Below are 26,441 nucleotides of genomic sequence, written 5' to 3'. Positions count from 1 at the left end.
TACGATCCCCACTGGCCTTGGAACAGGCCGAATCTTAACTTTAACCTGCCGAAAAGGCCGTGGTGGTTGTTTCGTCCTGGCAGGGAACAGAGGGTAACGCATGAGCACCACGCACTGAAATACGCACCTGAAGCCAGAGACCTGAATTGCTTCGAGAAAATGGAATGGCAGGACCGGCAGCTCGTACTGGCGAGACTCCGGAGGCTCGAATCCGAATGGTTTGGCCCCCGTTAGCAGTCCGGCGTCTATGCGATAGCTAATGGATTTTGGCCGTCCAGTTTTCCCAGTATCGGTTCGGCGTCATGCCGTCCGGGGACCCGTGGGGCCGTTCATGATTGTAGATAGCTTTCCCTTCCTTGGCCAAATACTTCGCTTCGGCCATGGTGTCCATGATTTCTCCCGCGAGTTGTTCCCTTCTGAACTGGGCGTTGAACGATTCTATGAAGCCGTTCTGCCACGGTGATCCCGGGTCGATGAAGGCGGTGTCGACGCCGACGGTGTTGCACCAGTCGACCAGTGCGGAAGCGGTGAATTCGGGCCCGTTGTCGCACCGGACGTAAGTCGGGACGCTGCCGGTCTCGGCGATGATGTTCTCTAGGACAGCGACGACATCGGCGGCTTTGAACGACCGGCGCGGGATGATGGCCAGCGGTGCGGGTGTATTCGTCGATGACGAAAGAAAAACCTGATGTGACGCCCGCAGGAGGGCACATCGGACTGGAAGTCGAAGCTAACCACGTGCATCGGTTACTGCGCTGTCAGCCGCTTCTGTTCCCCGGCGCCGGGCCCGGTCCGGCGCTTCTTCCTCGCCTTGGGTTTACAAACCAGGCCCTCCTCGCGCCAGAGCCGGCGCACACGCTTCCTGTTCAGCGACACGCCGTCCCACTCCGGCTGAGCGAGCAGATGCCAGCGCGCTTTCCGCCAGCCTGCCGCGCCGCGCAGAGGCCGCACAGCCCCTGAAGTGGCGCCCGCGAATCCCCGCGACGGCGTAGCTCAACACGTCGCCACCTTCGTGAACGGAGACGCATCCTCGACGAAACGCTTGCGCACGCGATGTTTCGGATATAAAGTACAACCAAATGGTTGTACAAGAACTCACTGACGAAGACGTGAACCGCATCTTCCGCGCTCTCGCCGACGCGACACGGCGTGACATCGTGCGACGAACGCTCGTCGCCGAGGTGTCGGTGTCACAACTCGCCAATGCGTACGACATGTCGTTCGCGGCTATCCAGAAGCATGTCGCAGTGCTTGAGGGGGTCGGGCTAGTGAAGAAACAACCGCGCGGGCGCGAGCGGATGGTACGGGGCGATCTCGAATGCATCCGCCAAGCCCAGCGCTTCCTCGACCAGTTCGAGCAAATTTGGCGTTCAAGAATCGACCGCATCGACGCACTGCTCGCCCATGACGAAACCACTCCCAACTAGGAAGGCCCGCTATGCCCGTCACCTCTGTCGACAAAGACCTCGACCAACTCACCCTCACGATCGTCGCTGACTTCGCCGCGCCGGTACGCCGGCTGTGGGACGCGTACACAGACCCCCGTCAGATCGAGCGTTTCTGGGGACCGCCAACCTACCCAGCGACCTTTCTCCGACACGACGCTTCGAACGGCGGCCGCAGCGTCTACCGGATGACGGGTCCTGAAGGCGACGTGCATTACGGATGCTGGGAGTGGACCTCACTGAACGCGCCCGAGTCGTTCGAGGTTGCTGACTCATTCGCGAACGAGAAGGGCGAGCCGAACACTGAGCTGCCCACCACCCGCATGACATTTGCATTCGAAGCGACCAAAAGCGGTTCGCGTCTAACTACGACTTCGTACTTCGACTCGGTAAAAGACCTCGAACAACTCATCGAGATGGGGATGCTCGATGGCACGCGCGAAGCGATGGGACAAATCGACACAGTGCTCGCCGACCTCGCTGCCTTCTCCTCAGACCGCGCTGTTGAGGCCAAAGTCTTAGGCGACACTCAAGTGCGCGTGGCTCGCGTCATCCGCGGGACCGTCAGGCAGGTGTGGCGCGCGCATACCGATGCCGACCTCATGAAGCGGTGGCTGCTCGGACCGGATGGATGGACGATGCCCGTGTGCGAGATCGCCGCACAGGTCGGCAACAGCTACCGGTACGAGTGGGAGAGCGACGGAGGCGGCGATCGTTTCGGTTTCACTGGTGAGCTCCTCGAATCGGAGGAGCCATACCGCGCGGTTACGACGGAAGCGATGATCGGCATGGACTTCCCGGCAACGATCAACGAACTCACACTCACGCCGGTCGACGGAGGCACGCTGCTCTCACTCGTCATCACGTACGCGAACGCGGAGCAGCGTGACGCTGTCCTGGCAACGGGCATGACCAATGGGATGGAGACGAGCTACGCCCGTCTTGAGGGGTTGCTCGAGACGGGTTGTGTGGGCTGACGCAAACTGATTCTGTTCCGATTGCAAGTGGAGTTGATTCTACCGATGAACAAGGTCCACAGCGGTTCGGCGGCTGTTCGTTGCGAGCAGCTGTGGCCCTGTGGGGAGCTACCCGATTTGTAACCTGTCGCAGAAAATGCGAATAGTTGGATTACTACTGGTGAAGTGCGTTACGGCGGGGGCCGGTCACGGTGATGTCGGGTCGGATGCCGCGGCGTAGGCGGCGTCGAGGCGCTCGAGCGGGCTTGAGCCGTCGTGCGGCTTCGGTAGGGCGCCGAGGTGGAGGGCGCGGAGTTCGTCCATGAGTTCCTCGATGAACGCCGGACCCTCATCGCACATGAACTGCTGTCGGCTCCGGAGCTCGTCGGTGCCGGGGCGCCAGTCGAGGCCCCAATTTCCGAGGGCGTAGATGACGGGGAGAGTCTGGATGCCAGCTTCCGTGAGACTGTAGCGAGCGCGCTGCCCCCGGGCGGCTGTGCCGCGGGTGAGGATCCCTGCGTCGACGAGCCGCACGAGGCGGTCGGCGAGGATGTTCGAAGCGATGCCCTCGATCGACCCGGTGAGCAGCGCCCGGAAGTAGCGGCGGTCGCCGAAGATGACGTCGCGCAGTACAAGGAGCGCCCAGCGATCTCCGAGCACCTCGACGGCGGCGTTGATCGGGCATCCTGACCGTGGTTCCACGATTCCTCCTTGACAGGTATTTCGTTCTCAGTATAGTAGTTGCAGAACGCAATCACTCTTGGAAGAGGAGATGATGGGCCACTTCGTATATTGGATGAACGTCTCCCTCGACCTGCGGATCGAGCAGGTTCCGGGCGACAACGGCGCGGGGGAGTGGTTGCGCATTGGCGAGGAACTGCACCGCGAGTTCAACGCGCGGGCGCGGGAGTTCGTCCTGGATGTCCAGGGTCGGGTCATGTACGAGACGATGGAGGAGTACTGGCCACGTGCGCGCACGGATGCGTCGCTGCCGGACTTCCTGCGTGAATACGGTGAGATCTGGACCGATATGCCCAAGGTGCTCGTCTCCCGAACCCGCAGCAGCGCTGACCACAACACCCGGATCATCGGGGGAGAAGACGCGATCGAGCAGCTCGCGGCGCTTCGGGCCGAGACCGACGGCATGATCGGGGTTGGCGGCGCGGCGCTCGCCACGCAGCTGCTCCGGGCGGGGCTGCTCGACGAGTTGCTGCTCTTCACTCATCCCGCGATCCTTGGCTTCGGCAGGCCGTTGTTCGACGACTACGACATGCCGATCGAGCTCGATCTGCTCGAGCAGCGATCCTTCGATCAGGGTGTCACAATGCACCGCTACGCGATCCGAGATGAAAGTGAGGCCAGCTAATGCTGACGCAGATTACCGAGGGTGTGCTCGTCCATGAGAGCGAGTTCTGTCAGAGCAACACCGTTGTCGTGCGGGGCAGGGATGGCGTGTTGCTTATCGACCCGGGGATTCACGGCGACGAATTGGCGTGCCTCGCGAACGACCTGTCGGATTTGGGCCAGACCGTTGTGGCAGGCTTCTCGACGCATCCGCATTGGGATCACCTGCTCTGGCACTCCGCTCTCGGCGCGGCGCCCCGTTACAGCACCGCGGTTTGCGCGGCGACTGCCGAAGATCGGCTGTCGGGAGGGGTGGATGCAGTCGCAAAGGCCGCCGGCATCCCCGAACTGGTACCGCTGGACCTGCTCGGCCTCATCACCGGCCTGCCCGCCGGGACGGCGCAGATTCCGTGGGATGGCCCTCGAGTCCGGATCATCGAGCATCAAGCGCATGCCCCGGGCCATGCGGCGCTGTTGATCGAGGAACGCGGTGTTCTCGTCGCCGGGGACATGCTTTCCGATGTCCTGATTCCGATGCTCGACCTGAACGGCACTGCTGACCCGATCGAGGACTACCTCACCGCGCTGCGGTTGCTCGAGGGCGTGGCGGGCGACGTGGATGTCGTTGTCCCGGGCCACGGGTCCGTTGGCGGAGCTGATCAGGTACGCGCACTGATCGACCAAGATCGGGCGTACCTGCACGCCTTGCGTGACGGCCTGGATCCCAGCGACCCGCGGGTCGGCCCGTCGGCCAAGCCCGGTTGGGAATGGGTGGGCAACGTGCACACAGGGCAACTACAACGCCTCGCCCGGCGAAGCGAGCGCGATGGGACACGCGACTAGCAAGCGGGGCACGACAAGGGGGAGTCTGTTTTGTAACCTGTCGCAGAAATCGCGACAACTGAATTGCTACTGGTGAAGACCGGTATCCGTTTTCACACCAAGCGCTGCGGAGAGCCTTGTCGAGCGGCTCACCGAATTTCTCCCGCTGACGCCGCAGCCGGAACCGAATTCAGGAAGCGCTCAGTCTTCAGCCAAGGACGGCGCGTCCCACGACCACACGCTCCGGTAGGCGCGAGCGGGTAGCGGCCAAGGACGTCCATGAGGAGAGGCGTTGCACGGCGGCGGGCCCGCTCGATCACTGCGTCGCCTGCAGCGGGGGCGTCGCCTGCGATCAGTTCGGCAGCGTCGGCGGCGTTCGCGGTAGCACGCAATATGTGACCGACTTGGGTGCCTTCGCGAGGGGTGCAAGTAGGGCGGCGGCCGCAGCGTCGCCAGCGGCGCGTCCAGCGAATCGAGCAGCGTCGGTGGTCGCATCCTTCGCCGCTCGGTGCGCGTCCAACGCAGTGAGCCGTTGCAAATTCGTTCGCGCTGCGCCGTTCGCGAAGGTCCATGCAGCTTCAACAGCGTCCCGCGGCCGAGGATCTTCGGGGTTGGCGTCCTCAAAGAGCGGCAGGACTTCTTGCGCACTTTCTGCGGCGTATCGGGCAACACCACGCAACTCATCGAGGGTCAGCTCGAAGTCTCCTGTTTCATTCGCCACGACGACCATTCTCGGCCATGGCCCGACCGAGAGCATCGCAGTTCAGAAGCGGGAGCGCAGTCACGCTGCACAGTTCAGAATCGGGTATCGGCCCGAACTGGTTGCTCAGCCACCGCCCAATCGCGGGAGGTGCGTCACGCGAGGTAGTTGCCCAGAGCCTCGAGGAGGCCCCGGCTGCCTTCCTCGCGGCCTGGCCCGTCGGCCCAGAACTGGTCGAAGAAGACGCCGTGCTCGACGTGCGTGAACCGGGTGCCCTCGTTGATCGGCTCGAACTCTAACGACGCCACGGACGTCGACATGTGGACCCCGTCGAGCCACATGTCGTACGTCGTGACGATGCGGACGTGCTCGACGATGTCGGTGTACGTGGCCTCGTACCGCGAGACCGGACCGTCGTGAAACGTCCCCTCGGCGACGTCGCGTCCGCCGACGCGGAAGTCGAACGCCCACTCACCGGGCTCAATGGTGTCGCCGGCGCCGTACCAGCCCAGCTTCTGGTCCTCTTCGGCGAACGCGTCCCAGACGCGCTCGAGAGGAACGGGGTAATCGCGGGTCAGGGTGAACCCGGCGCGGGCCAGTCGGCGTTCGGTCGTCATGAGTGCGTCCTATCGCGTGAAGGTGACGTGGGTCGTGCCACTCTCGGCCACTTCCGTCGTCACCTGGTGGGTGAGTTCGAGGCCGCGCAGGTCGTCCCACAGTCGATTGCCCCGGCCGAGGAGGATCGGGGCGACCATGAGGTGCAAGTGGTCGACCAGGCCGGCGCGCAGGAAGTCGCGCGCGGTGCTGTGCCCACCGCCGACGCGCACGTCCAGGCCGCCGGCAGCCTCGGTCGCCTCCGCGAGCACGTCCTCGATTGCGGCGCTGCGGAAGTGGAACGTCGTTCCGCCCTCCATCGGGATCGACGGACGCGGTGCGGTGTGGGTGAGGACATAGACCGGGGTGCCGAACGGCGGCTGGTCACCCCACCAGCCCTTCCAGTCCGGATCGTCGGGAAACGAGTGCAGGCCGAACATGGTCGCGCCCATGATCTCGGCGCCGACGCCCTCGAAGAACGCGGCCGCGTAGGAGTCGTCGATGCCGGTCGTTCCGGTGCCGCTGGTGTCGCCGAAGACGCGCTCGTGGAACGTGCGGGTCGCGGCGTAGGCCGCCGTGAGGCGCCCCCAGTCCTCACCCATCGGATTTTCGGGGGCGTGGTCGGTCGTCGAGGTGTAGCCGTCCAGCGAGATGAACAGGTCGATGCGAACGCGGGTCATGTCAGATTTCCTTCGTGGTGGTGCGGGTCAGGTGGATGCCGAGCCGGTCGGCTTGGCGTTCTGCGGGGGTTCGTTGTTCGCCCAGCCACAGGTGCAGGACGTCGAGGGCGCCCGGTCGCAGGCTCACGGTGCGGACGCGTCCGTGCTTCTGCGACGTGACCAGTCCCGCGTTCTCGAGGACGCGCAGGTGCTGCATGAGCGACGGCAACGCCATCGAGAACGGTGCCGCGAGTTCGGACACGACGGCTGGGGACTTCGCCAACCGTTCCACGACGGCCCGGCGCGTCGGATCCGCGAGAGCGCGGAGCACGGCGTCGAGCTCGTCGTAATACTTAGGCACATACCTAACTATTATTGAAAGGCAGGGATTCGTCAACCGGCTCACGCCAGGAACGTGGTCGCGTCCGTCTGCGACCTACACCGTGAACGCATTGGCGGACGAGTGCGATGGACTGGGTATGAGAGTTCATCAACTAAGCCCACCCGAGGAATTCGACGTGCAGCCAGACGACCTCGCAATCATCCCGGAGTCGCTGGGTTCGAGCGCACACCGTTACATAAATGCGCACATTCGATCTTCGTGTGCGGCCAACGCTATCGAGAGAGTCCGCCTTTTGTCCTTTCCGAAACTGACACGGCCGCCGGAGTGTGGGAAACTTGCATCTGCGAGATGCTCCTCTTTTTGCTGGACATGAACTCTAGACAAGCTCCATTTTCCGCTAAAAGACGGGCATTTCGTGTTTAAACCACCGGCAACCCCAAAGAACTTCGGTGGACCAAGGCTTAGTATGCCCGCCTTGCGAATCGATACGACTCGACGGGCCAATCCTGCGACACGCACGGACATCACGGACTGTGACTGTTAACTGAGAATGGCGGTTAATCGCAGCTTGGTTTGGTGCTTCTGTGTGATGCCGATGACTAGGGTTGATAGGGCAGCTTCGACGACGTCGTCGGGGATGGTGTTCAGGTCATTTGGGTGAAGAGTCTGTCAACTAGACGGAAGTTGCCGCGGGTGATGCGGACTATCGCTGCGATGGCTTGTGCGTCGGTGAAGTCGTCCGGGTCCAGCGTGTGAAACCTTAGCGTTGGATATTTCACTTTTTCACAAGCCACCCGTATTTAGCCGGGCGGTCCCCTGCCGTTACTCCCCCTACTTTGACAGCATTACTGTCAAAGACTGCATTGTGGTCAAAGCTGAATCTTTCGGCCTGGAGCCAGGTTCCGTGTCCCGCCCTGGAACCGGCCTCCTGCGTTGTAGAGGCCTTCACGCCGTTCCACTTCCATGAGGACAGCACGGGATACGAAGTCGGACCAGCTCCGATCCATCTCCTGGCCGCTGGTTCCGGTGTAGGCCGCCTTGGCGCGCTTTAAGTCATTCGTGGCCATGTAAAACGTGACCTGCTTCGACACAGTATCAGGCAACGGGCCAGGAGCCGACGTCGGAGAGACTGCGTTCGTGTTTCCTTCGTTTGTTCCGGGGCTTCTGTTGGCCTTCACCAGGTTCTGTACGGAGAGGTTGCCAGTTTGCCGGCGGGGCGGTACACCGATCGGCTTGCGGTTGCTTTCAGTCATGATGCATTCCTTTCCTCGGCTGCTTCCAAGCGGGCAACGAGTTCATGGGCGATCTGGTAGAGGTCTTCAGCGACATTGGCGGCCGACCGCGGTTGGCTCTGCCCGGCTTCGGCTGTTCCCTTCAGCACTTCGTACCATTTAGCGGCACCCTTGACTTGTTCTTCGAGTTCGTGGACCAGCACCCCCCTATCGCGGGCTGCCTGAGCCGGAGCTTCCGCGTGACGCACCATTCCGGTGAAGAGGACGGCATCTGTGCCAAAGGTTTCGGCGATGGCTTCCCGCGTCATCCGGTGAACGTTGGTGGCGGTAGAGGATGTGGCCGTGATGATCACACCGAGCAGGTCGAGGTTTGGGTTGACGTCAATGACTGTGTCCAGGCGTTTAGCGACTCCGATGAGTCCTTCGCGGCCAGCCTTATCCGTCTTGGTTGGTACCACCACGTAGGAGGCTGCCCCCAGGGCCGCGACCTGCAGGGGTTCGTTGCCGGGCGGGCAGTCGATGAAGATGATGTCGTAGTCGGCGGCGATCGGTGCGAGCGACCGAGCAAGTGCCAACTTTGCCTTGCTGCCATCTTTGCTGCCCTGCGCGATGAGGCCGGCCGCTGCCTGGTCAAGCTCTGCCCCTCCGGGAATGACGTCAAGGTTAGGACGGATGTCCTTGAGCGGGGTTAGCCGTGACCCAAACATAAGACTTTGAGCGAGGGCGCCGCCGTCGTCGTCAAGGGTGCCGTGCCTGTAGCCAAGATCCAGACCTAGGTTTCCTTGCGGCCCTGCGCCCACGCTCAGCGGCCCGCTGGTTCGTCGGCAGAAGCCGCGCCGCCGACCCCTATTGCGCTGCCGGAATCGGCCGCGCTGCCGGCCTTGGCGCCGTCGTAGTTCTTCCACTGCCCCAGCACATGCTTCTCGGCCTTGGTCGGGAGGAAGCCGGCCGGCGCGAAGATCCGCGCGGGAACAGCCTTGTCCTCGGTGCTCGGGAGACTGTATCCATCGCCACCGGTGCGGAAGGCACGCCAGGTGATCAACAGCGAGGCGGCAATCACGATGATCGACAGCACCACGAAGATGATCGATAGCGTGCCCTGCACGAAGCTATTGCGGACCACGGCCTCCATCGCAGCGACCGACTTGGCCGTCCCGAAAGACGTCTTTCCCGCATCCAGCGCGTTCTGAAATGCCTGATGCTGCGCCCAGTAGCCGACCGCGGGAACCGTGGAGAAGATCTTCTGGAAAGACGCCACGATCGTCGCCACGGAAACGAAGGCAAGCGGCAGCGCAACGATCCATAAATACCCGAAGCTGCCGCGTTTTGCAACGATGGCCAGACAGACAGCGAGTGCGATGGCGGCCAGCAGCTGATTGGCAATGCCGAACAGCGGGAACAGCGTGTTAATGCCACCTAAGGGATCCGTCACGCCCATGATGAGAATCCCCCCCAGCCGCCCACCATGACGGCCGTGCGGACCCAGGACCCGAGCCGCCATGAGGTGTCCTTGAACCGCGGCACAAAGCTACCGATCGAATCCTGCAGCATGAAGCGCGCCACCCGGGTGCCCGCGTCCACGACGGTCAGAATGAACAGCGTCTCGAACATAATGGCGAAGTGGTACCAGAAGCTCATGAGGGCCGTACCACCGACCACCTGGTGCATGATGTGGGCCAGCCCGACGGCGAGCGTGGGCGCTCCTCCGGTGCGCGAGACGATACTCTTCTCGCCGACATGGGATGCGGTCTGCGCCAGCGTGGCCGGATCGACGTGCACTCCGGTCCTAACAATGGGGGCGCGGCCACATCAGCGTACGGGGCGCCGCGTGTCACGGATTATGCGCTGAGCAACGCCACTTTTGCGGCGAACGGTCCTCCGCCGGTAAGGAATCATCGCGCAGGCGATCAGGCGATCAGGCGATCAGGCGATCAGGCGATCAGGCGATCAGGCGATCAGGCGATCAGGCGATCAGGCGATCAGGCGATCAGGCGATCAACAAAACCTTGCCCATGTGTTCGCCGGAATCAAAATAGGCGTGTGCCTGGGCCGCCTCCGCCATCGGAAAAGTCTTGTCCACCAGAGTCTTGATTTTGCCGCTGCTGATCAACGGCCACACATGTTCCCGGACGGCGCTCATAATCGCGCCCTTTTCTTCCGTCGGACGCGCCCGCAGAGTGGTACCAATGATCGCCGCGCGTTTGGACACCAACTGGCCCAAGTTGAGTTCCGCCGTCGTCCCGCCCTGCATACCGATGACGACCAGCCGACCGTACGTAGCCAGCGCATCCACGTTGCGCTGCAGATACTTCGCGCCCACCACGTCTAGAATTACGTCCGCGCCGTGCCCACCCGTGCGCTCGCGCAACACCGCGACGAAATCCTGCTCACGATAATTAATGGCGATGTCCACTCCCAGAAATGCCGTGAGGGTACTGGTCTTTTCCGCACTGCCGCTGGTGGCGGCGACCGTCGCGCCCAAAGCCTTCGCCAGCTGAACGGCCATGACGCCGATGCCTCCGGTTCCGCCATGAATCAGCACCGTTTCACCGGGCTGAAGTTGCGCGGTCATGAACAGATTCGAGTACACCGTGGCCGCGACCTCGGGCAGGGCCGCCGCGGTGACCACATCCACGCCATCGGGGATGCGCAAAACCTGTTCCGCGGGCGCGACCACCTGCTGCGCATAACCGCCACCTGCGAGCAGCGCCACCACTTTGTCCCCCTTCGAGAATGCCCTGGCAACGTTGGTCCCAAAGCCCGCAATCCGGCCGGACACCTCCAGCCCCAGGATGTCAGAAGAGCCCGGCGGCGGCGGATAGAACCCCCGCCGCTGCTGAACGTCCGCACGGTTAATGCCGGCGGCAACAACGTCAATCAGCACTTCTCCGGGACCGGGAACGGGCGCCGGGACCTCGCGCAATTCGAGCATTTCCGGTCCGCCCGGGGCCTTGATACCTATTGCCTTCATTCCATCCTCCACTCTCCGACGCCGCACGGTCCTGCTGCGTTCTGCGCTGCGCTGTCTTACTCTGCGCCGTCTTACTGGGTGCTATTTTTGCACTGACCTATCCTTCCACGCCCCGCTGCCTGTCCCGCCCAATTGACCGATTCGAGTCGCGCCAGGTTGCGTTCGGATGCAGGGGCTTCGGCACCCTACAACCGAGCGGCGGCTGCCGGAACGACACCAGCCGCTGTGGCGTTCCGAATTCGATGGCTGGAAGGACGCCGTCGTCAGCCGGGTCTAATGCGCCGATTAGGTGTGCCGGCTTCGTACCAATCGTGGCCCGCCGGTGCCGCCGAGTCCCATGTTCCCCATGTTAGGAGGTTCCTTACGAACTGCCCGCGCCCCTTCCGTCATCGCCAAGTGCCCGGTATCAGCTCGCCTGCGAGGTACCCTGATCCGCAGCCCCGCTGCGTGACCGTGGTTATGGTACCGAAAGCCCGGCGTATTCCTGACAGCAGAGACACCGTAGTTGTGGTGACGGAAGCCCGGAGTATTCCTGAGAGCAGGGCCCGCAACGGTCCGGAGAGAGCCCGTCCCATATCCCGTGCCGCTGCTTCCGGGGTTCCCGGGCACCGACATACTGGTGCCGGGTAGGGCGGGTGCGGTGGATTGGTAGGTGTGTCCGGTGGGGGTGGTGATTTGGACGGTATGGCGGGGTCCGGGTCGTGGGATGGAGGACCAGCCGGGCGCTTCCTTGGCGAGGTTGCAGCGTTCGCATGTTCCCTCCCCGTTGATTTCGCTGGTGGCGCCTTTGCGGTTGTGTGGCATGATGTGGTCCGCGTGCCGGATCGGCGCGTCGCAGTAGGGGGTCCGGCAGGTCTGGTCCCTGGTCCGGATGAGGCGCTGCAGTCCCGGCGGGAAGAACCTGGACCTCGCGTCCATGCCGACGAGCTGCCCGGTCCCCGGGGCGGTGAACAGTCTGCGCAGCGACACCCGGATCCCCGGTTCATCCGGCATCGCCGCGTCCGGCATCTCCCCGCCGGAGCTGCCGGCGGATCCACCGGGTTTGGTGGGTCTGTTGGTGGGTCTGTTGGTGTGGGTGCGGCGGGTGAGGTTCCGGGCCCATTGCGCGGGGACGATGCCGTAGCCGGGGAGGTAGGCCGGTTCGCTGTCGCCCTGGAAGAGGGTCCGGTCTGTCATGACGAGTTGGATCTCAACGCCGGTGATCCCGCCGGGGGTACCGGTGACGCGGTGGACGAGGGTGTCGGCCATGATCTGCCCGCGTCCGCGTCCGTCTCCGGACGCGCGCAGGGAATCCGCTTCCCTCGCCAGTGCCGCGTACACGGCCACGCCCTGAGCGACGGGGAGCAGCCCGGTCAGGTACGTCATGGTGTCCGGCGCGGGCCGGCAGCTGACGTGCCGGTCGTTTTCGGCCTTCGCGTTCCGCGCGGTGACGGACTGCGGGTCAAGGGCGTACGCGGCCCGTTTGGCCTCGTTGACGAGCTTGTTGTTCCCCATCCCCGCCAGCGCCCCGGTGTCGGCGGCGAGCCCGGCATCAACGGTGCGCCGGTCATCGGCGCTCAGGCACGCGGTCTCCCGGGCCAGCAGTACCGCCCGCCACTCATTGAGCAGCCCGCTGCTCAGGGCCGTGAGGGTGTGCGGCATCTCGGTCACGAGGATCCGGGCCAGGCCCAGCAGCCGGTTTCCCTGCTGCGGGGATTCCCGCCGCGCCAACGCGATCTGCCCCCCGATGCCCTTGCCCAGCTCCGCGGCCGGGATACCCGCCCCGGCCTGCGCGCGGCGCTGGGACGCGTCGAACGCGGCAGCGGTACGGGCCTGCCCCGCGCAGGCAGCGGATTTGAGGTCCTCCATCACCCGCAGCAACCCGATCCGCTCCCCGTCATCCCCGTCCTCGGGATCCATCCCCGCCAAAACAGTGATCCACCCCGCAATCATCCCAACCCGACCAGCAACAACAGGACCAGCAGCAACAGGACCGGCAGCAACAGGACCGGTGCCCGAGGCGGCTCTGGCGCCCGAGCGAGCAACCCCGGCGCCTGCGGCCGGACCGGCGGCAGCCCGGGCGCCCGAGTGGGCAGCACCGAGGGTCGAAGCCGGGGGTGTGCCGGCCGCGTTGTGTGCGGACCCTGCGGAACCGGAACTCAAGGTATCGAACATGTGTATTGGGTATCTGCTTAGCTGAAGTAGGCTGACGTATGACCGATATACCGCCGCAGATGCCGTGCGCAGGCGTGGACTACCCCAATACATTTGGACAGTTTCAGGACTGGTTCGGTACCGATGATGCGTGTCTGGAGTACCTGGCAAAGCTGCGCTGGCCAGATGGATTCCTCTGCCCTAAATGCGGCGCCGGCGAGTACTGGCGTACGGGTGCTGGGCTATGGATGTGTCGGGGATGCTCACGGCGGACATCGGTGACAGCCGGGACCATTTTTGACCGCACCCGCACTCCGATGCGGACCTGGTTTGCCGCCGTCTGGTTTGTCACCTCGCAGAAGAACGGGGTCTCTGCCCTCGGTCTGCAGCGTGTTCTGGGGCTGAGCTCCTATGAGACGGCGTGGGCCTGGATGCACAAGCTCCGCCGGGCCATGGTCCGGCCCGACAGGGAGGTGCTCTCGGGGACGGTAGAGGTGGACGAGTGCTTCATCGGCGGCGTTGCCCGCGGGAAGCCCGGCCTCGGTCCTGACAAGATCTCCGTCCTGGTCGCCGCCGAGCACCTGGACCACAACAGAATCGGACGCATTCGCCTCGAGCCCGGGCCCGCCGACAGAAGACTCGCGCTGGTGAAATTCGGACAACGGGTTGTCGCTCCCGGCTCGACCATCCGCACGGACGGGGCCACGCAGCTGAGGCGCTTCGCCAAGCTTGGCTACGAACACGAACACTTCACGCAGCTCGGCTCAGACATACCGGCACACGTGAACATGCCGGCGGTGCATATGGCTGCCTCCCAGCTCAAACGCTGGATCGATGGAACCCTGCACCAAGGCATCTCCAAGGCGCAGCTGGCCTACTACCTGGACGAGTTCACGTTCCGGTTCAACCGCAGGACATCAGCCAGCCGCGGGCTGCTCTTCTACCGTCTGCTCCAGCAGGCCGTGAATACCGGACCGAAACCACTGAAAAATCTGGTCAGTTCCGCATTTACGGACTGACTTCAGCTAAGCAGATACCCAATACATGTGTACTATAATACGCGCTGACGGAGGAGAATAATAGTACTTATTTCGAGTTGGGGATAACCTCTTGAGCGGGGCTAACTTATTTCCCTGTTGCCGGTTTCCTGGTTTCCCGGTTTCCCGCCCGGGGGCCTCGGGCCGCCTGTCGACCACCCGAACGCAACGGGGGCCCTGGTCGAACACAGGCACACGCCGGCGGCGTAACGGACGCCGGCGCTGACCGACCCGGCCATTTCGTGGCACAGCTCCCGATATGGAAGACTACTAGCTAAGGAAGGTTGTCCGAGCGGCCGATGGAGCTGGTCTTGAAAACCAGTGTGCGGTAACCCCGTACCGCGAGTTCGAATCTCGCACCTTCCGCAAAGTGCAGCGTACGCACGGATCACAGGCCGGTTGGCACAATCCGAGGATTAAGCCGGTCGGCCTGTTTCTTGATGCCATCCGAAAACGGACCGAGGGCTGGTGTCAGGGCAAGGGCCAAGTCGGTACCTTGCCCACCGCCAAGCCGATGCCAGGCCGGCCACAGGCCCATGCCCCGGCTCAGGAGGCCAAAATGTCCGCCGCGATCAGATCCGCATCCTGGAGGGTGCGGTAACCGCTGCGGTATTTTCCCCGGGATTCCGCTGCGATGGCGGTGCCCCACTGCACGGAAGACAGCTGGAGTCCCAGCACGTACAGTCCTTCGGTGCGGCCTCCGCTGGCCCCGATCGGCCGATACGGTGGGGCCGTCACCTCCAAACCGCTGGTAACCACGGGTTCGCCGTCGGCCGCAATCATGATCCGCGGACGCACCAGACCGTCGGCCAGCAGGCCCTCCAGCAGGGGGGAACGGTTCATGAGCACGAGGTTCGCAGGCGCCAGAGCCTCGACCAGAGACCGCGCCCGCAGCGGTTCAGCCTTGACCCAGGGCGAGATGGCCGTGAACGTTCCATCCTCAGGATCGACGCCAAACACCGGGTCGGGGCCGACAAAGCGGACGACGCCGGCACGCGCCAGCGCGGCCAGCTGCTCCATGCGCAGGGCCGGCGGCCCGCTGGCAAGGCCTTCCACGAAGGCCTCGAACCAGCCGCGCAGGCCGCCCAGCCAGGACTCGCCGGTGATGCCGCCGTCGGCGACGAGGGCTTTAATCACCGCCCGTCCCGCATTCAATACGCCGATGGCCATCTTGACCGGATCCGTCTCGCCGGCGGCGGAACCGCGCGCGTCAGCTTGCAGATAGGTCTCCACGGCGTCGTCGAACTCGGCGTGCGAGGCGAAGGAGCGCCCGGCGAAGGGACGCGCCAGGCCCGGCAGATCCAGCCGAAACGCGGCCGGCACGGACCGGGCCACCAGTGCGTCGACATCGCCCTCCCAACCGCTGCCCGCCGCCGTCGAATGGGAGAGCAATGTGTCCAGCTCAGCCAGGAAACCGGATCGGAGGGCAGCCCCGTCGTCGCTGCGCGCCAGCGTGCAGTAGTAGGCCCACAGCGCGTCGCGGTGCAGCAGCGGCCACAGGTCCTGGTCGAATCCGGGCTGGATACCGGCGGCGGTCAGTGCGGAAACGGCCTCTTCTGTGAAAAAGCGCAGGCCGACGCCCTGCGGGTAGTAGGTGGTCAGCGCGGCCTTGGCACGGTAGGGCGCGCCACGGCGGGACGCGGCCAGGATCAGCGGTTCCCGGCCGGACGGAAGGTAATTCAGGACTTCACCGGGCTGCTCCCCGGTGGCTTCAAAGCGGCCTCCCCTACCCTGCGTCAGCTGACCGACGACGTCGAAGAAATTCAGTCCCATGCCGCGGACAAGCACCGGTTCGCCGCCCGGCACTTCATCCCAGTCCACGTCGTTGGGAACGGCTGGGGGCCAATAGCGCAGTCCAAGCTTCCGGGCACTGGCCGCCAGCTGCTGTTGATGCGGGTTCAGCCGCGCGGGCAGATGCCCCAATGCCAGAACCACGTGGTCGGCCGCGAGGGCGCCTCCATCGGCGAGTTCGACGACGAACTGTCCGGCCGCCGTCTGTTCCGGGGCACCGGGGAGCGCCCCGGCGGAGACGACCGGGCGAACAGCGGCGCGGACGCGTGTGGCACTGGTGGCGTGGACCCGGATGGTGGTGCCCGACGGGGCGTGCTCCAGCAGCGCGGCGAAGGTACGGCGCAGATACCGTCCGTAGAGGGCACGGCTGGGGAAGCCGTCGGCTTCGAGCGCGGCCAGTTCCGCTGTTTCGGCGGCAGTCAGGTCAGAGTCCGGGAGGCTCCGCTGCTGGCGGCGCCAGTCGTCAAAGCTGCCTCCGGTCAGCGGCACAGCACTCATTGCCTGATCCGGGATCAGGGTGGGAAAAAACGACGGCGTATTCATCAGGTACAGCGGCGACTGGTCCGTCCGCCAGACATGTCCGGGTCCCGCCGGATAGGGATCGATCAGGTCGATGTCCAGGCCGGGTTGCCCTCCGGGACTTAGGGCGCAGCGGGCGAGCAGACGCTCCAGCACTGACGTTCCACGCGGACCCGCTCCCACAATCACCACCCGGAGCCTGCTCGCATCAACCATGATTCGAGCTTAACCGACGCTCGCCGCGGCGCAGGACGCAGTCCGCCGGGTCCATAATGGGTGCCACCCTACGAAGCGCACCGCGGTCCCTCAGAATCCGGCCCGCCTGGTCCATGTGCCGGATGCGCCCGGTGGACGTTTTGCTTTGCAGCCGCTCTTTTAGGTAACCTAGGTAGGCTGGCTCCGGGCTTCTACCGGGGTCAGCGCTGGAGACGTGCCAGAGCGGCCGAATGGGCTTCACTGCTAATGAAGTGTGGGGCACAACTCCACCGGGGGTTCAAATCCCCCCGTCTCCGCCAAGTCAGTTACAGCAGGACCCCCGGCAGGCGAAAGCCCGCCGGGGGTTCTGCTGTCTTGGGCTGGTTCTCGCGCTGTGGCGTCCATAAGTGCGTCCGATGGGCTCGGGACCGGCATAGTGGTGCTCTGCAGGCCCAAGTTCGCTTTGTGAATCAGCGATGCTTTGTGAATCAGCGATGACGTGTATCGCGGTCCCTGGTGCCGACTGCGGACCAGCCTCGGCGCACCGGCGCGCTGGAGGTCCGGCCTTTGTCCCGTGAGCGGTAAACGATGTACGGGCGGAACAGGTAGTGCAGCGGGGCCGTGAAGGCATGCACGAGGCGGGTGAACGGCCAGATCGTGAAAAGGAGCATCCCCACCAGCGTATGCAGATGGAAGGAGAACGGAGCGCTGGCCATGGCCGTGACATCCGGCTGGAAAACGAAAAGGGACCGGAACCAGGGCGCGACGGTCTCGCGATAATTATGCCCCTCTCCGCCAAGAAACACGCTGGCCAGTGTGGTCCATAGCCCGAAGATAATGGCCGCGGTGAGGACTATATACATGCTCTTGTCGTTCTTTGTTGTGGCCATAAATACCGGCCCGGTCGTTCGACGGCGGTAGATGAGCAGGAGGATGCCGCCCAGCGTGCCGACACCGGCGATCCCGCCCACCACGAGGGCATTGAAATGGTAGAACTCCTGGCTCATCCCTACAGCCCGCGTCCACGACAGCGGGATGACCAGCCCAAAGAAATGACCGGCGATGACGGCGAGCAGGCCGAAATGGAAGACGGGCGAGCCAATGCGCAGCAGCCTTGATTCGTACAGCTGGGAGGACCGGGTGGTCCAGCCGAACTGGTCGTACCTGTACCGCCAGATCAAGCCGCCAACCAGCACGACCATCATGACGTAGGGCAGCACGCCCCAGAGCAGGATGTCCATGTCAGGTCCCTTTCAGCGGGAGCAGCCGCGGATCGTAGGGCTCCAGGCCAACCGATTCGGTGGGTGGGCCGTAGCCGGCCATCTTCATGACGGCCTGTTGATCGGCGGGGGATTTTCCGGGCAGGGTGTCACAGATGGCCTGCAGGATCCGGGTATGGGGCAGCTTGTCATCGAGCAGACCGAGCCGGAGCATTTCCAGGCTGGGCCGGTACTGGATCAGCAGATCCCGGCCGGCGTCCACATCCACGCGGGCGGCGAACTCCAGCACCATCGGGAGGTAGTCCGGCAGTTCGCCATGGGTGTCCACTAGGAAGTCGCTGCGCCGGTAGACCTGTTTGAAGGCGCCCAGGACCTCGCCCCGCCGGCGCGTGTCACCGTCGGTCCAGTAGGACAGGTGCAGGGCGTGGCGCTTGCCGAGGTCGAATTCCTTAACATAGCGGGCCTGGACATCCATCGGCGTACCGGAGCTCAGGTGCGCCAGAACCGGCTCGAAGTCCTCGCCTGCGCCCGGATGCCGCTTGAGCACGGACCGGATCAGCGGCAGCCGTTCCAGCACCTCTTGGTCCGGGTAGGAAAGACACCAGGATGCCGCCAGATAAACCGCCCTGTCACGGGCTGTCCTCCCACCCGCTGACGCGGCCGTTTTGTCGCCCGCCTTGTTACTGGCCGATTTGTCCCTCTTCCTCATGGCTCCTCCCGGGCGATGGCATCGGGGTCATTGTCCGCGGGGTTTCCCGACGCCCCGGAAGCCGAGGCGCTGGGTCCGCCGGCGTCGGGGCTGGGACCGGCACGGCCCCCGCTGTGGGCGGGGGAATCCGCGCTCATCTGCGGCTCGTCCCGCTTGTCCGGGAAGAGCCCGCGGGGCGTCCCGTTGCCGTCCCAATTGAGCAGGTTGACCCTGCCCCGCAGGGACTCTTCGCCGGCGACGGAATCGGAGGTCTGCCGGTCGCGCAGCGCATGGAACGTTTCCACCGCCACCGGCGTGGGTTTGCCGCTGGCCTCGCCGAACGGCGTATCCTGCATGCCCGGACCGCCGTCGAAGTCCAGGGAACAGCCCATTTCCTCCAGATCATGGGCCTGTTCCACGTGGGCCTTGGGGATGACATAGCGTTCCTCGTATTTGGCGATGGCCATGAGACGGTACATTTCATACATTTCCTGGCCTTCCATGCCCACCGCGGAAGGGATGGAATCATCCGGATCATTGCCCAGGCTGATACCCCGCATATAGGAGCGCATGGCAGCGAGCTTTTTCAGGACGTCGGTGACCCTGTCCGCATCGCCGGCGGTGAACAGCTCCGCCAGGTACTCGACCGGAATCCGCAGGGCATCGATGGCGCCAAAAAGGTTTCCATGGTCCTCGGCGTCGTGGCCCTGTTCCTTGAGCAGGTCCACCACAGGGGACAGCGGCGGGACGTACCAAACCATCGGCATCGTCCGGTATTCGGGGTGCAAGGGCAGCGCCACCTTGTAGACCTTGGTTAGCGCATAAACCGGCGAGCGCTGCGCCGCGTCGATCCAGTCCTCCTGGATGCCCTGCGCCCGCGCCTCAGCCATCACCGCCGGGTCGTGCGGATCAAGCAGCACGTCCATCTGCGCGTCGTACAGTTCCTGCGGGTCGGTCACTGACGCAGCCGCGGTGACCTTGTCGGCGTCGTACAGGAAGAGCCCAAGGTAACGCAGCCGACCGACGCAGGTTTCAGAACAAACGGTCGGCAGTCCAACCTCGATCCGGGGATAGCAGAAGGTGCATTTTTCGGCCTTGCCGGTCTTGTGGTTGAAATACATTTTCTTGTACGGGCACCCCGTGACGCATTGGCGCCAGCCGCGGCACTTGTCCTGGTCCACCAGGACGATGCCGTCTTCCACCCGCTTGTAGATGGCGCCGGAGGGGCAGGACGCCATGCAGGAGGGATTCAGGCAGTGCTCACAGATCCGCGGCAGGTAGAACATGAAGGTCTTTTCGAATTCAAGTTGGATCTTGGCTTCGGATTCACGGCGGACCTTTTCGACGATCGGATCCAGGTGCCCCATTTCGGGGGCGCCGCCCAGGTCATCGTCCCAGTTGGCGGACCAGCTGATTTTCGTATCCTTGCCGGTGATCAGTGACTTTGGCCGGGCCACCGGAAAATCGTCGCCCAAGGGCGCATCGATCAGGGTCTTGTAGTCGTAGGTCCAGGGTTCGTAGTAATCCTTGAGCTCGGGCTGGACCGGGCTGGCGAAGAGTCCGAGCATCTTCTTGACCCGTCCGCCGGCCTTGAGGACCAGTTTCCCGCGCTTGTTCAGCGACCAGCCGCCCTGCCATTTTTCCTAATCCTCATACCGGCGCGGATACCCCTGCCCGGGCCGCGTTTCCACATTGTTGAACCAGACATATTCGGTGCCGGCCCGGTTGGTCCAGGCCTGTTTGCAGGTGACCGAACAGGTGTGGCAGCCGATGCATTTATCCAGGTTCATGACCATGCCCATTTGAGCCATTACACGCATCAGTACTGCACCTCCTGGGAACGCCGGCGGATGGTGGAAACGTTGTCGCGCTGGTTTCCGGTGGGGCCAAGGTAGTTGAACGCGTAGGTCAGCTGGGCGTAGCCGCCGATCAGGTGCGAAGGCTTGATCAACAGCCGGGTCAGCGAGTTGTGGATGCCGCCGCGCCGCCCGGTCGCCTCAGACTTGGGCACATCGATGGTGCGCTCCTGGGCGTGGTAGACGTAGACCACGCCCTCCGGCATGCGGTGGCTGACCACGGCCCGCGCCACGTAGACACCGTTGATATTAACGCATTCGACCCAGTCGTTGTCCTTGGCCTCGATGGAAGCCGCATCCGCCGGGCTCATCCAGACGGTGGGTCCGCCGCGGGAGAGTGAGAGCATCAGCAGGTTGTCCTGGTATTCGGAGTGGATGGACCACTTCGAGTGCGGGGTCAGGTAGCGCACCACCACCTCCTTCGTCCCGTTCGGCCCCAGCTTCGGTTCGCCGAAGAGCCGTTGCATGTCCAGCGGCGGCCGGTAGATGGGCAGCGCCTCCCCGACATCGCGGATCCAGTCGTGGTCGAGGAAGAAATGCATCCTCCCGGTGAGGGTGTGCCAGGGCTTGAGCCGCTCCACATTGATGGTGAAGGGGGAATAGCGCCGGCCGCCGGACTCCGATCCGGACCATTCCGGGGAGGTGATCACCGGCACGGGGCCCGCCTGGGTCTGGGCGAAGGTGATGAATTTCTCCTCGGATCCCTCCGCCAGATCGGCCAGCTTGCGGCCGGTGCGGATTTCCAGGTCCTTGAAGCCCTGCACCGCGAGGGAACCGTTGGTGGTCCCGGAGAACGCGAGGATGGCTTCGGCCATCTTCGCGTCCGTGTCTATCGCCGGACGTCCGTTGGCCGCGCCGCCGAGCATCACGCCGTTGGCGTGGCTGAGCCGGTCCAGGGCGCCCGCAAGCTTGTAATTGACGTTCTTGACGGTGAAGCCCAGCTTGTCGGCCAGCGGGCCGACGGCGGCAAGCTTGTCGGCGATGGCCGTATAGTCCCGCTCGACGACGGAAAAGACGGGCATGTTCTTTCCCGGAACCGCCGGGACGCCGGGCTCCCGCCAGTCCCGGACGACCCCGCCGGGCTGGGCGATCTGGCCCGGAGTGTCGTGCTGGACGGGCACGCTGACCAGATCGCGCCGGGTGCCCAAGTGGGTCTTGGCCTGCCGGGAAAATTCTTCCGCCAGCAGGTGGAAGGTCTCGAAGTCCGTCTTGGTTTCCCACGGCGGATCGATCGCGGGAGTGAAGGCGTGCACAAACGGGTGCATATCGGTGGATGAGAGGTCGTGCTTCTCATACCAGGTGGCCGCGGGGAAGACGATATCGGAGAGCAGCGTGGTGGAGGTCATCCGGAAATCGGCGGATACCAGCAGGTCGAGCTTGCCCTCCGGCGCCTGCTCATGCCATTTCACGTCCCGCGGCTTGAGCCCTTCGGCATGGTCTTCGCCCATCACATTGTTGTGGGTTCCGAGCAGGTTACGGAGGAAGTACTCATTGCCCTTGGCCGAGGATCCGAACAGATTCGATCGCCACAGCACCAGGGTCCGCGGCCAGTTTTCCGGCGCGTCCACGTCCTCGATGGCGGGCGTCAGCGTCCGGTTCTTGAGCGCATCCGCGATATACGACGGCGTATCCTTCGCGGTGCCGGCCGCGACGGCGGCTTCCGCTTCGTCCGCGATGTCCAGCGGGTTCCTGCTGAACTGCGGGTAAAACGGCATCCACCCGAGCCTTGCGGACTGGGCGATGGTGTCCGCTGTGTGCATGCCGTCCAGGCTCCCCGACGAAAGCGGGGATTTCAGCGCGTCCGCCGAATAGCCGTCCTGGCGCCATTGATCCGTGTGCATGTACCAGTAGCCGGTGCCGATCATGGTCCGCGGCGGCCGGGCCCAGTCCAGGGCATTGGCTATTGAAACCCAGCCGGTCGCCGGACGGGTCTTTTCCTGCCCCACATAGTGCGCCCAGCCGCCTCCGTTGCGGCCCATACAGCCGGTGAGCATGACCAGCGCCAGCACCGCCCGGTAGGTGGCATCGCCGTGGAACCATTGACAGATCCCGGCGCCCATGATGATCATCGAGCGGCCCTTTGACTGCTCGGCGTTGCGGGCGAATTCCCGCGCCACGCGGATGCAGGCCTGCGCCGGGACGCTGGTGATTTCCTCCTGCCAGGCCGGGGTGTACGGGGTGCTTGAGTCGTCGTAGTCGGCGGCCCAGTCGCCGGGCAGCCCCGGCCGGCCGACGCCGTACTGGGCCAGCATGAGATCGAACACCGTGGTGACGAGGTGCCCGTCCACTCGTATGACCGGCACGCCGCGGCGCAGCACACTGCCGGCCCCGGCCGGGTCTTCGAAACAGGGCAGCAGGATTTCGGCGCTCTCGCCGGAGACTTCCAGCAGTGACAGCGCCGGATCGACGCCCGCCAAGTCCAGGTTCCATTTGCCCTTGCCGGACTCGTTGTAGCGGAACCCCATCGATCCGTTGGGCACCACAGAGCGCCGGGTCAGCTTGTCAAAGAGCACCGTGCGGAAGGCCGGATCCTCCGCGCCGGCCTCCGCCGGGAGGTCAGCGGCAGTGAGGAACTTCGTCGGAACCAGCCCGCCGTCGTCGTGCTCCTCAATCCGCACCAGGAACGGCAGGTCCGTGTACTTCCTCACGTACTCGGAGAAGTACGGAACATCGCGGTCGACGAAGAATTCCTTGAGCATGACGTGGCCCATCGCCATGGCCAGGGCTGCGTCCGTTCCGGCCTGCGCGGGCAGCCACTCGTCCGCGAACTTGGTATTGTCCGCATAGTCGGGGCTGACGGAGACCACCTTGGTCCCGCGGTAGCGCACCTCCGTCATCCAGTGCGCGTCCGGTGTACGGGTCACCGGAACGTTGGAGCCCCACATCATCAGGTAGGTGGAGTCCCACCAGTCACCGGATTCCGGGACATCGGTCTGGTCACCGAACACCTGCGGACTGGCCACGGGAAGATCCGCGTACCAGTCGTAGAAGGAGGTCATCACCCCGCCGATCAGCTGAATGAACCGGTTGCCGACGGCGTGCGAGACCATGGACATCGCCGGAATCGGGGAAAAACCCGAGCAACGGTCCGGCCCGTACGTCTTGATCGTGTGGATGTGCGCGGCGGCCGCCATTTCGATGGCCTCCTGCCAGGAGAGCCGCACCAGCCCACCCTTACCGCGCGCCTGCTGGTAGCGCCGCCGTCGTACCGGGTCGGTGACCACGTCCGCCCAGGCCAGCACCGGATCCTTCAGCCTGCCCTTGGCCTCGCGGTACATTTCCACCAGCACGCCGCGGGCATACGGGAACCGGACCCGGGTGGGCGAATACGTGTACCAGGAGAACGCCGCCCCGCGCGGACAGCCCCGTGGCTCGTACTCGGGAGAGTCCGCCCCGACGGACGGATAATCCGTCTGCTGCGACTCCCAGGTGATGATTCCGTCCTTGACGTAGACCTTCCAGGAGCAGGACCCGGTGCAGTTCACCCCGTGGGTGGACCGGACCACCTTATCGTGGCTCCACCTGTCCCGGTAGAAGACATCGCCTTTCCTGCCGCCTTCACGGAAGACGGCCCGTCCATCATCGGTCTGGTCCCATTTCGTGAAGAACCGACCTAGTTTCAGCATTGCATCCGACGCCGGTCCATCGAATCCCGGCACAAACGGTCCGTCAGCCATGGTCACACCCTAGGGTCTGTCGTCCTGCCGCGCTAGACCACTACGGCATACCGGCGCAGTAAAGGCAAATACATCCGGTGCCCGGATATATCCTCCTACTGGTCCGGGGGCAGCGGGGTCAGCGCGGCCACGGCCGGCCCTCCAGTGCTTCAATTTCCCGGTTGAACCGGGTCAGCAGCTCCGTCAGGCGGCCCATGTCCTCGACACTCCAGCCGCCCACCACGCGCTTGACGCCATCGGCATTAAGTTCGCGGTCCCGCGCCAGCTTTTCCAGCCCGGCCGGCGTCGGTCTGAATCTGCGGGCCATTCCGCCGTCAGGATCCGACGTCCGTTCCACCAACCCGTGCCGCTGCAGCGACGCGATTTGCCGGTTGATGGTGGAAACGTCCAGGGCAAAGGCCCCCGCCAGTTCCTTGAGGGTCATCGGGTCGCTGATCTCCAAACGTCCCAGCAGCACATACGCGGACCGCTCCAATGTCTGGTCACCGCTTTGCACGTGCAGATAGTGCCGGGACAGCAGTGTCAGCTCCCGCTCCATTATCTCGAACATTTCCCTCTTCGCGCGCATTCGTCCCCTCCGGTCCGCATCCGCAGATTCCACGAAAGTTGTAGTGCGCCCGAATCTGCCGGTCGGTCCTCAGTCTAGGGCGCGGTTCCCCCGCCGGGCGCGCACCAGCAGCAGATTCTGAAGAATGCCCTGGAATGGCCTGGCGGCCGCTCCGCGCACCGTATCCCACATGACTATGTATTATGCATATTAAATGTATACTACACATTGAACAATTTTGAACTGCAATTCTTGAGGACCCCCATGACCCAGCTGGCAACAGCCCCCTCCCCCGTCTCGGCAACAAAGCCGCGCAACGCCGGGGTCATCATTTCCGCTTTGTGTTTCTGCGGCATCGTCGTCGCCCTGATGCAGACCCTCATCGTGCCGCTGATCCCACAGCTGCCCACACTGTTGAACACCTCGGCTTCGAACGCCTCCTGGGCCATCACCGCAACACTGCTCGCAGGCGCGGTGGTCACCCCGGTCAGTGGCCGGCTGGGCGATATGCTCGGCAAACGGCGGATGCTGCTGATCAGCATGCTGTCGCTGATCATCGGCTCGCTTATCTGTGCGCTCTCGGCATCCTTCCCGCTGGTCCTGACCGGCCGGGTCCTGCAGGGTGCCGCCATGGGTGCCATTCCGCTGGGGATCAGCATTCTGCGCGATGAACTCCCGCCCGAGCGGGTGGGATCGGCCATGGCTATTGTCAGCGCAACCCTCGGTGTCGGCGGGGCGATCGGTCTACCATTGGCCGCCGTGATTGCCCAGGGCGGCAGCTGGCAGCTCCTCTTCTGGATATCCGCGGCCCTGGGCCTGCTCAGCGCCCTTGCCGTCATCGCCGTCGTTCCCGAATCTCCCGTCCACACCAAGGCACGCTTCGATTTCATTGGCGCGCTCGGCCTGAGCCTGGGTCTGGTTGCCCTGTTGCTCGCCGTCAGCAAGGGCAATGACTGGGGCTGGGAATCGGCAACAACCCTTGGCATGTTCGCCGCCGCCGCCGTCATCCTGGTGGCATGGGGTTTCATCGAATTGCGGACCGAGGCTCCGCTGGTGGATCTGCGGGTCTCCGCCCGCCGGCAGGTGCTCTTCACCAATCTGGCCTCGGTCATGGTCGGGTTCGCCATGTACGGAATGTCCCTTACTTTGCCGCAGCTGCTGATGTCTCCGAAAGCCACCGGCTACGGCTTGGGTCTGGACATGGTTCATGCCGGGCTGACGCTGGCGCCGGGCGGAATCATCATGATGCTGCTCTCCCCCGTTTCGGCACGCATTTCGGCCCGCCGCGGCCCGCGTATCACGCTGATGATCGGCGCGTTCGTCATCGCTGCCGGGTACTGTTTTGCGCTGCTGCTCAGTGGCGGAGTCTGGCAGATCATGGTGGCCGCAATGATCATCAGTGCGGGCATCGGTCTGGCCTATGCCTCGATGCCGGCCCTGATCATGGGGGCCGTGCCGGTCGGCGAAACAGCGTCCGCGAACGGGCTGAATACCCTGATGCGCTCGGTCGGCACGTCGACGTCGGCCGCTGTGATGAGCGTGGTGCTCGCCAGTATGACGGTGTCGCAGGGCAGCGCTTCACTCCCCTCCCACGCTGCATTTCAGCTGACGTTTGTGATTGGCATTGCCGCCGCCGTTCTGGCTGTTGTGCTGACTGCATTCATCCCCCGGCACACACGGTTCATTCCCCGGCACACATACTAGGTGCATGG

General features: G+C 64.2%; 20 protein-coding genes, 2 tRNA genes and 4 pseudogenes. 8 read left to right on the top strand and 18 right to left on the bottom strand.

From position 1 onward, the window contains the following. Window positions 1-245 precede the first annotated feature (245 nt). Window positions 246-927, bottom strand: a pseudogene (locus ACLLJI_RS02315) (integrase core domain-containing protein); the annotation flags it as partial. 152 nt (window positions 928-1,079) lie between these two features. On the opposite strand from ACLLJI_RS02315, the gene ACLLJI_RS02310 reads away from it, so the two are divergent. Together ACLLJI_RS02310 and ACLLJI_RS02305 are read left to right on the top strand one after the other, a co-directional pair. Then, window positions 1,080-1,427 (top strand): ArsR/SmtB family transcription factor, encoded by a 348-nt coding sequence (locus ACLLJI_RS02310; protein ID WP_434617461.1) that lies wholly within the window; start codon window positions 1,080-1,082, stop codon window positions 1,425-1,427. Between the two features lie 11 nt (window positions 1,428-1,438). Further along, window positions 1,439-2,422, top strand: a complete 984-nt coding sequence (locus tag ACLLJI_RS02305; protein WP_434617458.1) for an SRPBCC family protein — start codon at window positions 1,439-1,441, stop codon at window positions 2,420-2,422. A gap of 186 nt (window positions 2,423-2,608) precedes the next feature. On the opposite strand, the gene ACLLJI_RS02300 is transcribed toward ACLLJI_RS02305, so the two are convergent. Further along, a complete protein-coding gene (locus ACLLJI_RS02300; protein ID WP_434617455.1) occupies window positions 2,609-3,103 on the bottom strand; it encodes a winged helix-turn-helix transcriptional regulator in 495 nt (164 codons plus the stop codon). A 70-nt stretch (window positions 3,104-3,173) separates the two neighbouring features. Here ACLLJI_RS02300 and ACLLJI_RS02295 point away from each other — a divergent pair, with 70 nt between their 5' ends. Together ACLLJI_RS02295 and ACLLJI_RS02290 are read left to right on the top strand one after the other, a co-directional pair. Further along, complete coding sequence (locus tag ACLLJI_RS02295) at window positions 3,174-3,767, top strand: dihydrofolate reductase family protein (RefSeq protein WP_434617452.1); 594 nt, start codon at window positions 3,174-3,176, stop codon at window positions 3,765-3,767. Beyond that, a complete protein-coding gene (locus ACLLJI_RS02290) occupies window positions 3,767-4,588 on the top strand; it encodes an MBL fold metallo-hydrolase (protein ID WP_434617449.1) in 822 nt (273 codons plus the stop codon). Before ACLLJI_RS02295 ends, ACLLJI_RS02290 begins: the two co-directional genes overlap by 1 nt. A 331-nt stretch (window positions 4,589-4,919) precedes the next feature. Here ACLLJI_RS02290 and ACLLJI_RS02285 read toward each other — a convergent pair whose 3' ends face one another. The 10 genes and pseudogenes from ACLLJI_RS02285 to ACLLJI_RS02240 form a co-directional block, all read right to left on the bottom strand. Further along, entirely contained in the window at window positions 4,920-5,288 is a 369-nt protein-coding gene (locus ACLLJI_RS02285; protein WP_434617446.1) for a putative immunity protein, read from the bottom strand. 134 nt (window positions 5,289-5,422) lie between these two features. Continuing rightward, window positions 5,423-5,884 (bottom strand): SRPBCC domain-containing protein, encoded by a 462-nt coding sequence (locus tag ACLLJI_RS02280; RefSeq protein WP_434617443.1) that lies wholly within the window; start codon window positions 5,882-5,884, stop codon window positions 5,423-5,425. A 9-nt stretch (window positions 5,885-5,893) separates the two neighbouring features. Next, window positions 5,894-6,541, bottom strand: a complete 648-nt coding sequence (locus ACLLJI_RS02275) for a dihydrofolate reductase family protein (protein WP_434617440.1) — start codon at window positions 6,539-6,541, stop codon at window positions 5,894-5,896. 1 nt (window position 6,542) lies between these two features. After that, window positions 6,543-6,881, bottom strand: a complete 339-nt coding sequence (locus ACLLJI_RS02270; protein WP_434616637.1) for an ArsR/SmtB family transcription factor — start codon at window positions 6,879-6,881, stop codon at window positions 6,543-6,545. A 522-nt stretch (window positions 6,882-7,403) separates the two neighbouring features. After that, window positions 7,404-7,615, bottom strand: a pseudogene (locus ACLLJI_RS02265) (hypothetical protein); the annotation flags it as partial. A gap of 117 nt (window positions 7,616-7,732) precedes the next feature. Then, window positions 7,733-8,116, bottom strand: a complete 384-nt coding sequence (locus ACLLJI_RS02260; RefSeq protein WP_434617437.1) for a ParB family protein — start codon at window positions 8,114-8,116, stop codon at window positions 7,733-7,735. Continuing rightward, complete coding sequence (locus ACLLJI_RS02255) at window positions 8,113-8,895, bottom strand: ParA family protein (protein ID WP_434617433.1); 783 nt, start codon at window positions 8,893-8,895, stop codon at window positions 8,113-8,115. Before ACLLJI_RS02255 ends, ACLLJI_RS02260 begins: the two co-directional genes overlap by 4 nt. 2 nt (window positions 8,896-8,897) lie before the next feature. After that, window positions 8,898-9,877: pseudogene (locus ACLLJI_RS02250) on the bottom strand (carbon starvation CstA family protein); the annotation flags it as partial. A gap of 205 nt (window positions 9,878-10,082) precedes the next feature. Further along, entirely contained in the window at window positions 10,083-11,066 is a 984-nt protein-coding gene (locus ACLLJI_RS02245) for an NAD(P)H-quinone oxidoreductase (RefSeq protein WP_434617430.1), read from the bottom strand. A gap of 285 nt (window positions 11,067-11,351) precedes the next feature. Then, on the bottom strand, window positions 11,352-12,998 hold the full coding sequence (locus tag ACLLJI_RS02240; protein ID WP_434617427.1) for a DUF222 domain-containing protein: 1,647 nt from the start codon (window positions 12,996-12,998) through the stop codon (window positions 11,352-11,354). Between the two features lie 260 nt (window positions 12,999-13,258). Between ACLLJI_RS02240 and ACLLJI_RS02235 the strand changes: the two genes are divergently transcribed. Continuing rightward, entirely contained in the window at window positions 13,259-14,218 is a 960-nt protein-coding gene (locus ACLLJI_RS02235; RefSeq protein WP_434617424.1) for an IS1595 family transposase, read from the top strand. A 296-nt stretch (window positions 14,219-14,514) separates the two neighbouring features. Next, window positions 14,515-14,602: transfer RNA gene (locus ACLLJI_RS02230), tRNA-Ser, on the top strand. 180 nt (window positions 14,603-14,782) lie between these two features. On the opposite strand, the gene ACLLJI_RS02225 is transcribed toward ACLLJI_RS02230, so the two are convergent. Continuing rightward, entirely contained in the window at window positions 14,783-16,762 is a 1,980-nt protein-coding gene (locus ACLLJI_RS02225; protein ID WP_434617421.1) for an FAD/NAD(P)-binding protein, read from the bottom strand. 208 nt (window positions 16,763-16,970) lie between these two features. On the opposite strand from ACLLJI_RS02225, the gene ACLLJI_RS02220 reads away from it, so the two are divergent. Further along, a tRNA-Ser gene (locus ACLLJI_RS02220) sits at window positions 16,971-17,061 on the top strand. 168 nt (window positions 17,062-17,229) lie between these two features. On the opposite strand, the gene narI is transcribed toward ACLLJI_RS02220, so the two are convergent. The 5 genes and pseudogenes from narI to ACLLJI_RS02195 form a co-directional block, all read right to left on the bottom strand. Then, window positions 17,230-17,982, bottom strand: coding sequence for a respiratory nitrate reductase subunit gamma (gene narI, locus ACLLJI_RS02215; protein ID WP_283558652.1), 753 nt, complete (start codon window positions 17,980-17,982; stop codon window positions 17,230-17,232). Window position 17,983: 1 nt separating this feature from the next. Continuing rightward, on the bottom strand, window positions 17,984-18,670 hold the full coding sequence (narJ, locus tag ACLLJI_RS02210) for a nitrate reductase molybdenum cofactor assembly chaperone (RefSeq protein ID WP_434617417.1): 687 nt from the start codon (window positions 18,668-18,670) through the stop codon (window positions 17,984-17,986). A gap of 158 nt (window positions 18,671-18,828) precedes the next feature. Then, a pseudogene (gene narH, locus ACLLJI_RS02205) lies at window positions 18,829-20,469 on the bottom strand (nitrate reductase subunit beta); the annotation flags it as partial. Next, entirely contained in the window at window positions 20,469-24,182 is a 3,714-nt protein-coding gene (locus ACLLJI_RS02200; protein ID WP_434617414.1) for a nitrate reductase subunit alpha, read from the bottom strand. The gene ACLLJI_RS02200 and the pseudogene narH, both read right to left, overlap by 1 nt. A 118-nt stretch (window positions 24,183-24,300) precedes the next feature. Continuing rightward, window positions 24,301-24,732, bottom strand: a complete 432-nt coding sequence (locus tag ACLLJI_RS02195; protein WP_283558656.1) for a MarR family winged helix-turn-helix transcriptional regulator — start codon at window positions 24,730-24,732, stop codon at window positions 24,301-24,303. A 261-nt stretch (window positions 24,733-24,993) separates the two neighbouring features. Here ACLLJI_RS02195 and ACLLJI_RS02190 point away from each other — a divergent pair, with 261 nt between their 5' ends. Next, on the top strand, window positions 24,994-26,433 hold the full coding sequence (locus tag ACLLJI_RS02190) for an MFS transporter (RefSeq protein ID WP_434617411.1): 1,440 nt from the start codon (window positions 24,994-24,996) through the stop codon (window positions 26,431-26,433). Window positions 26,434-26,441: the final 8 nt, after the last annotated feature.

The organism is Arthrobacter sp. A5 (assembly GCF_051131705.1).
Lineage (GTDB): Bacteria > Actinomycetota > Actinomycetes > Actinomycetales > Micrococcaceae > Arthrobacter_M.
Note: the sequence above shows the minus strand (reverse complement) of the source record. Positions and strands in the feature narration are given on the sequence as shown.

Bases quoted from the DNA above. Each gene is read 5' to 3' on its own strand.
- ACLLJI_RS02200 (WP_434617414.1), bottom strand. From the start codon at position 24,182: ATGGCTGACGGACCGTTTGTGCCGGGATTCGATGGACCGGCGTCGGAT.
- ACLLJI_RS02190 (WP_434617411.1), top strand. From the start codon at position 24,994: ATGACCCAGCTGGCAACAGCCCCCTCCCCCGTCTCGGCAACAAAGCCG.
- narJ (WP_434617417.1), bottom strand. From the start codon at position 18,670: ATGAGGAAGAGGGACAAATCGGCCAGTAACAAGGCGGGCGACAAAACG.
- ACLLJI_RS02290 (WP_434617449.1), top strand. From the start codon at position 3,767: ATGCTGACGCAGATTACCGAGGGTGTGCTCGTCCATGAGAGCGAGTTC.
- ACLLJI_RS02275 (WP_434617440.1), bottom strand. From the start codon at position 6,541: ATGACCCGCGTTCGCATCGACCTGTTCATCTCGCTGGACGGCTACACC.
- ACLLJI_RS02245 (WP_434617430.1), bottom strand. From the start codon at position 11,066: ATGAAGGCAATAGGTATCAAGGCCCCGGGCGGACCGGAAATGCTCGAA.
- ACLLJI_RS02235 (WP_434617424.1), top strand. From the start codon at position 13,259: ATGACCGATATACCGCCGCAGATGCCGTGCGCAGGCGTGGACTACCCC.
- narI (WP_283558652.1), bottom strand. From the start codon at position 17,982: ATGGACATCCTGCTCTGGGGCGTGCTGCCCTACGTCATGATGGTCGTG.
- ACLLJI_RS02280 (WP_434617443.1), bottom strand. From the start codon at position 5,884: ATGACGACCGAACGCCGACTGGCCCGCGCCGGGTTCACCCTGACCCGC.
- ACLLJI_RS02305 (WP_434617458.1), top strand. From the start codon at position 1,439: ATGCCCGTCACCTCTGTCGACAAAGACCTCGACCAACTCACCCTCACG.
- ACLLJI_RS02195 (WP_283558656.1), bottom strand. From the start codon at position 24,732: ATGTTCGAGATAATGGAGCGGGAGCTGACACTGCTGTCCCGGCACTAT.
- ACLLJI_RS02225 (WP_434617421.1), bottom strand. From the start codon at position 16,762: ATGGTTGATGCGAGCAGGCTCCGGGTGGTGATTGTGGGAGCGGGTCCG.
- ACLLJI_RS02310 (WP_434617461.1), top strand. From the start codon at position 1,080: ATGGTTGTACAAGAACTCACTGACGAAGACGTGAACCGCATCTTCCGC.
- ACLLJI_RS02240 (WP_434617427.1), bottom strand. From the start codon at position 12,998: ATGATTGCGGGGTGGATCACTGTTTTGGCGGGGATGGATCCCGAGGAC.
- ACLLJI_RS02295 (WP_434617452.1), top strand. From the start codon at position 3,174: ATGATGGGCCACTTCGTATATTGGATGAACGTCTCCCTCGACCTGCGG.
- ACLLJI_RS02260 (WP_434617437.1), bottom strand. From the start codon at position 8,116: ATGACTGAAAGCAACCGCAAGCCGATCGGTGTACCGCCCCGCCGGCAA.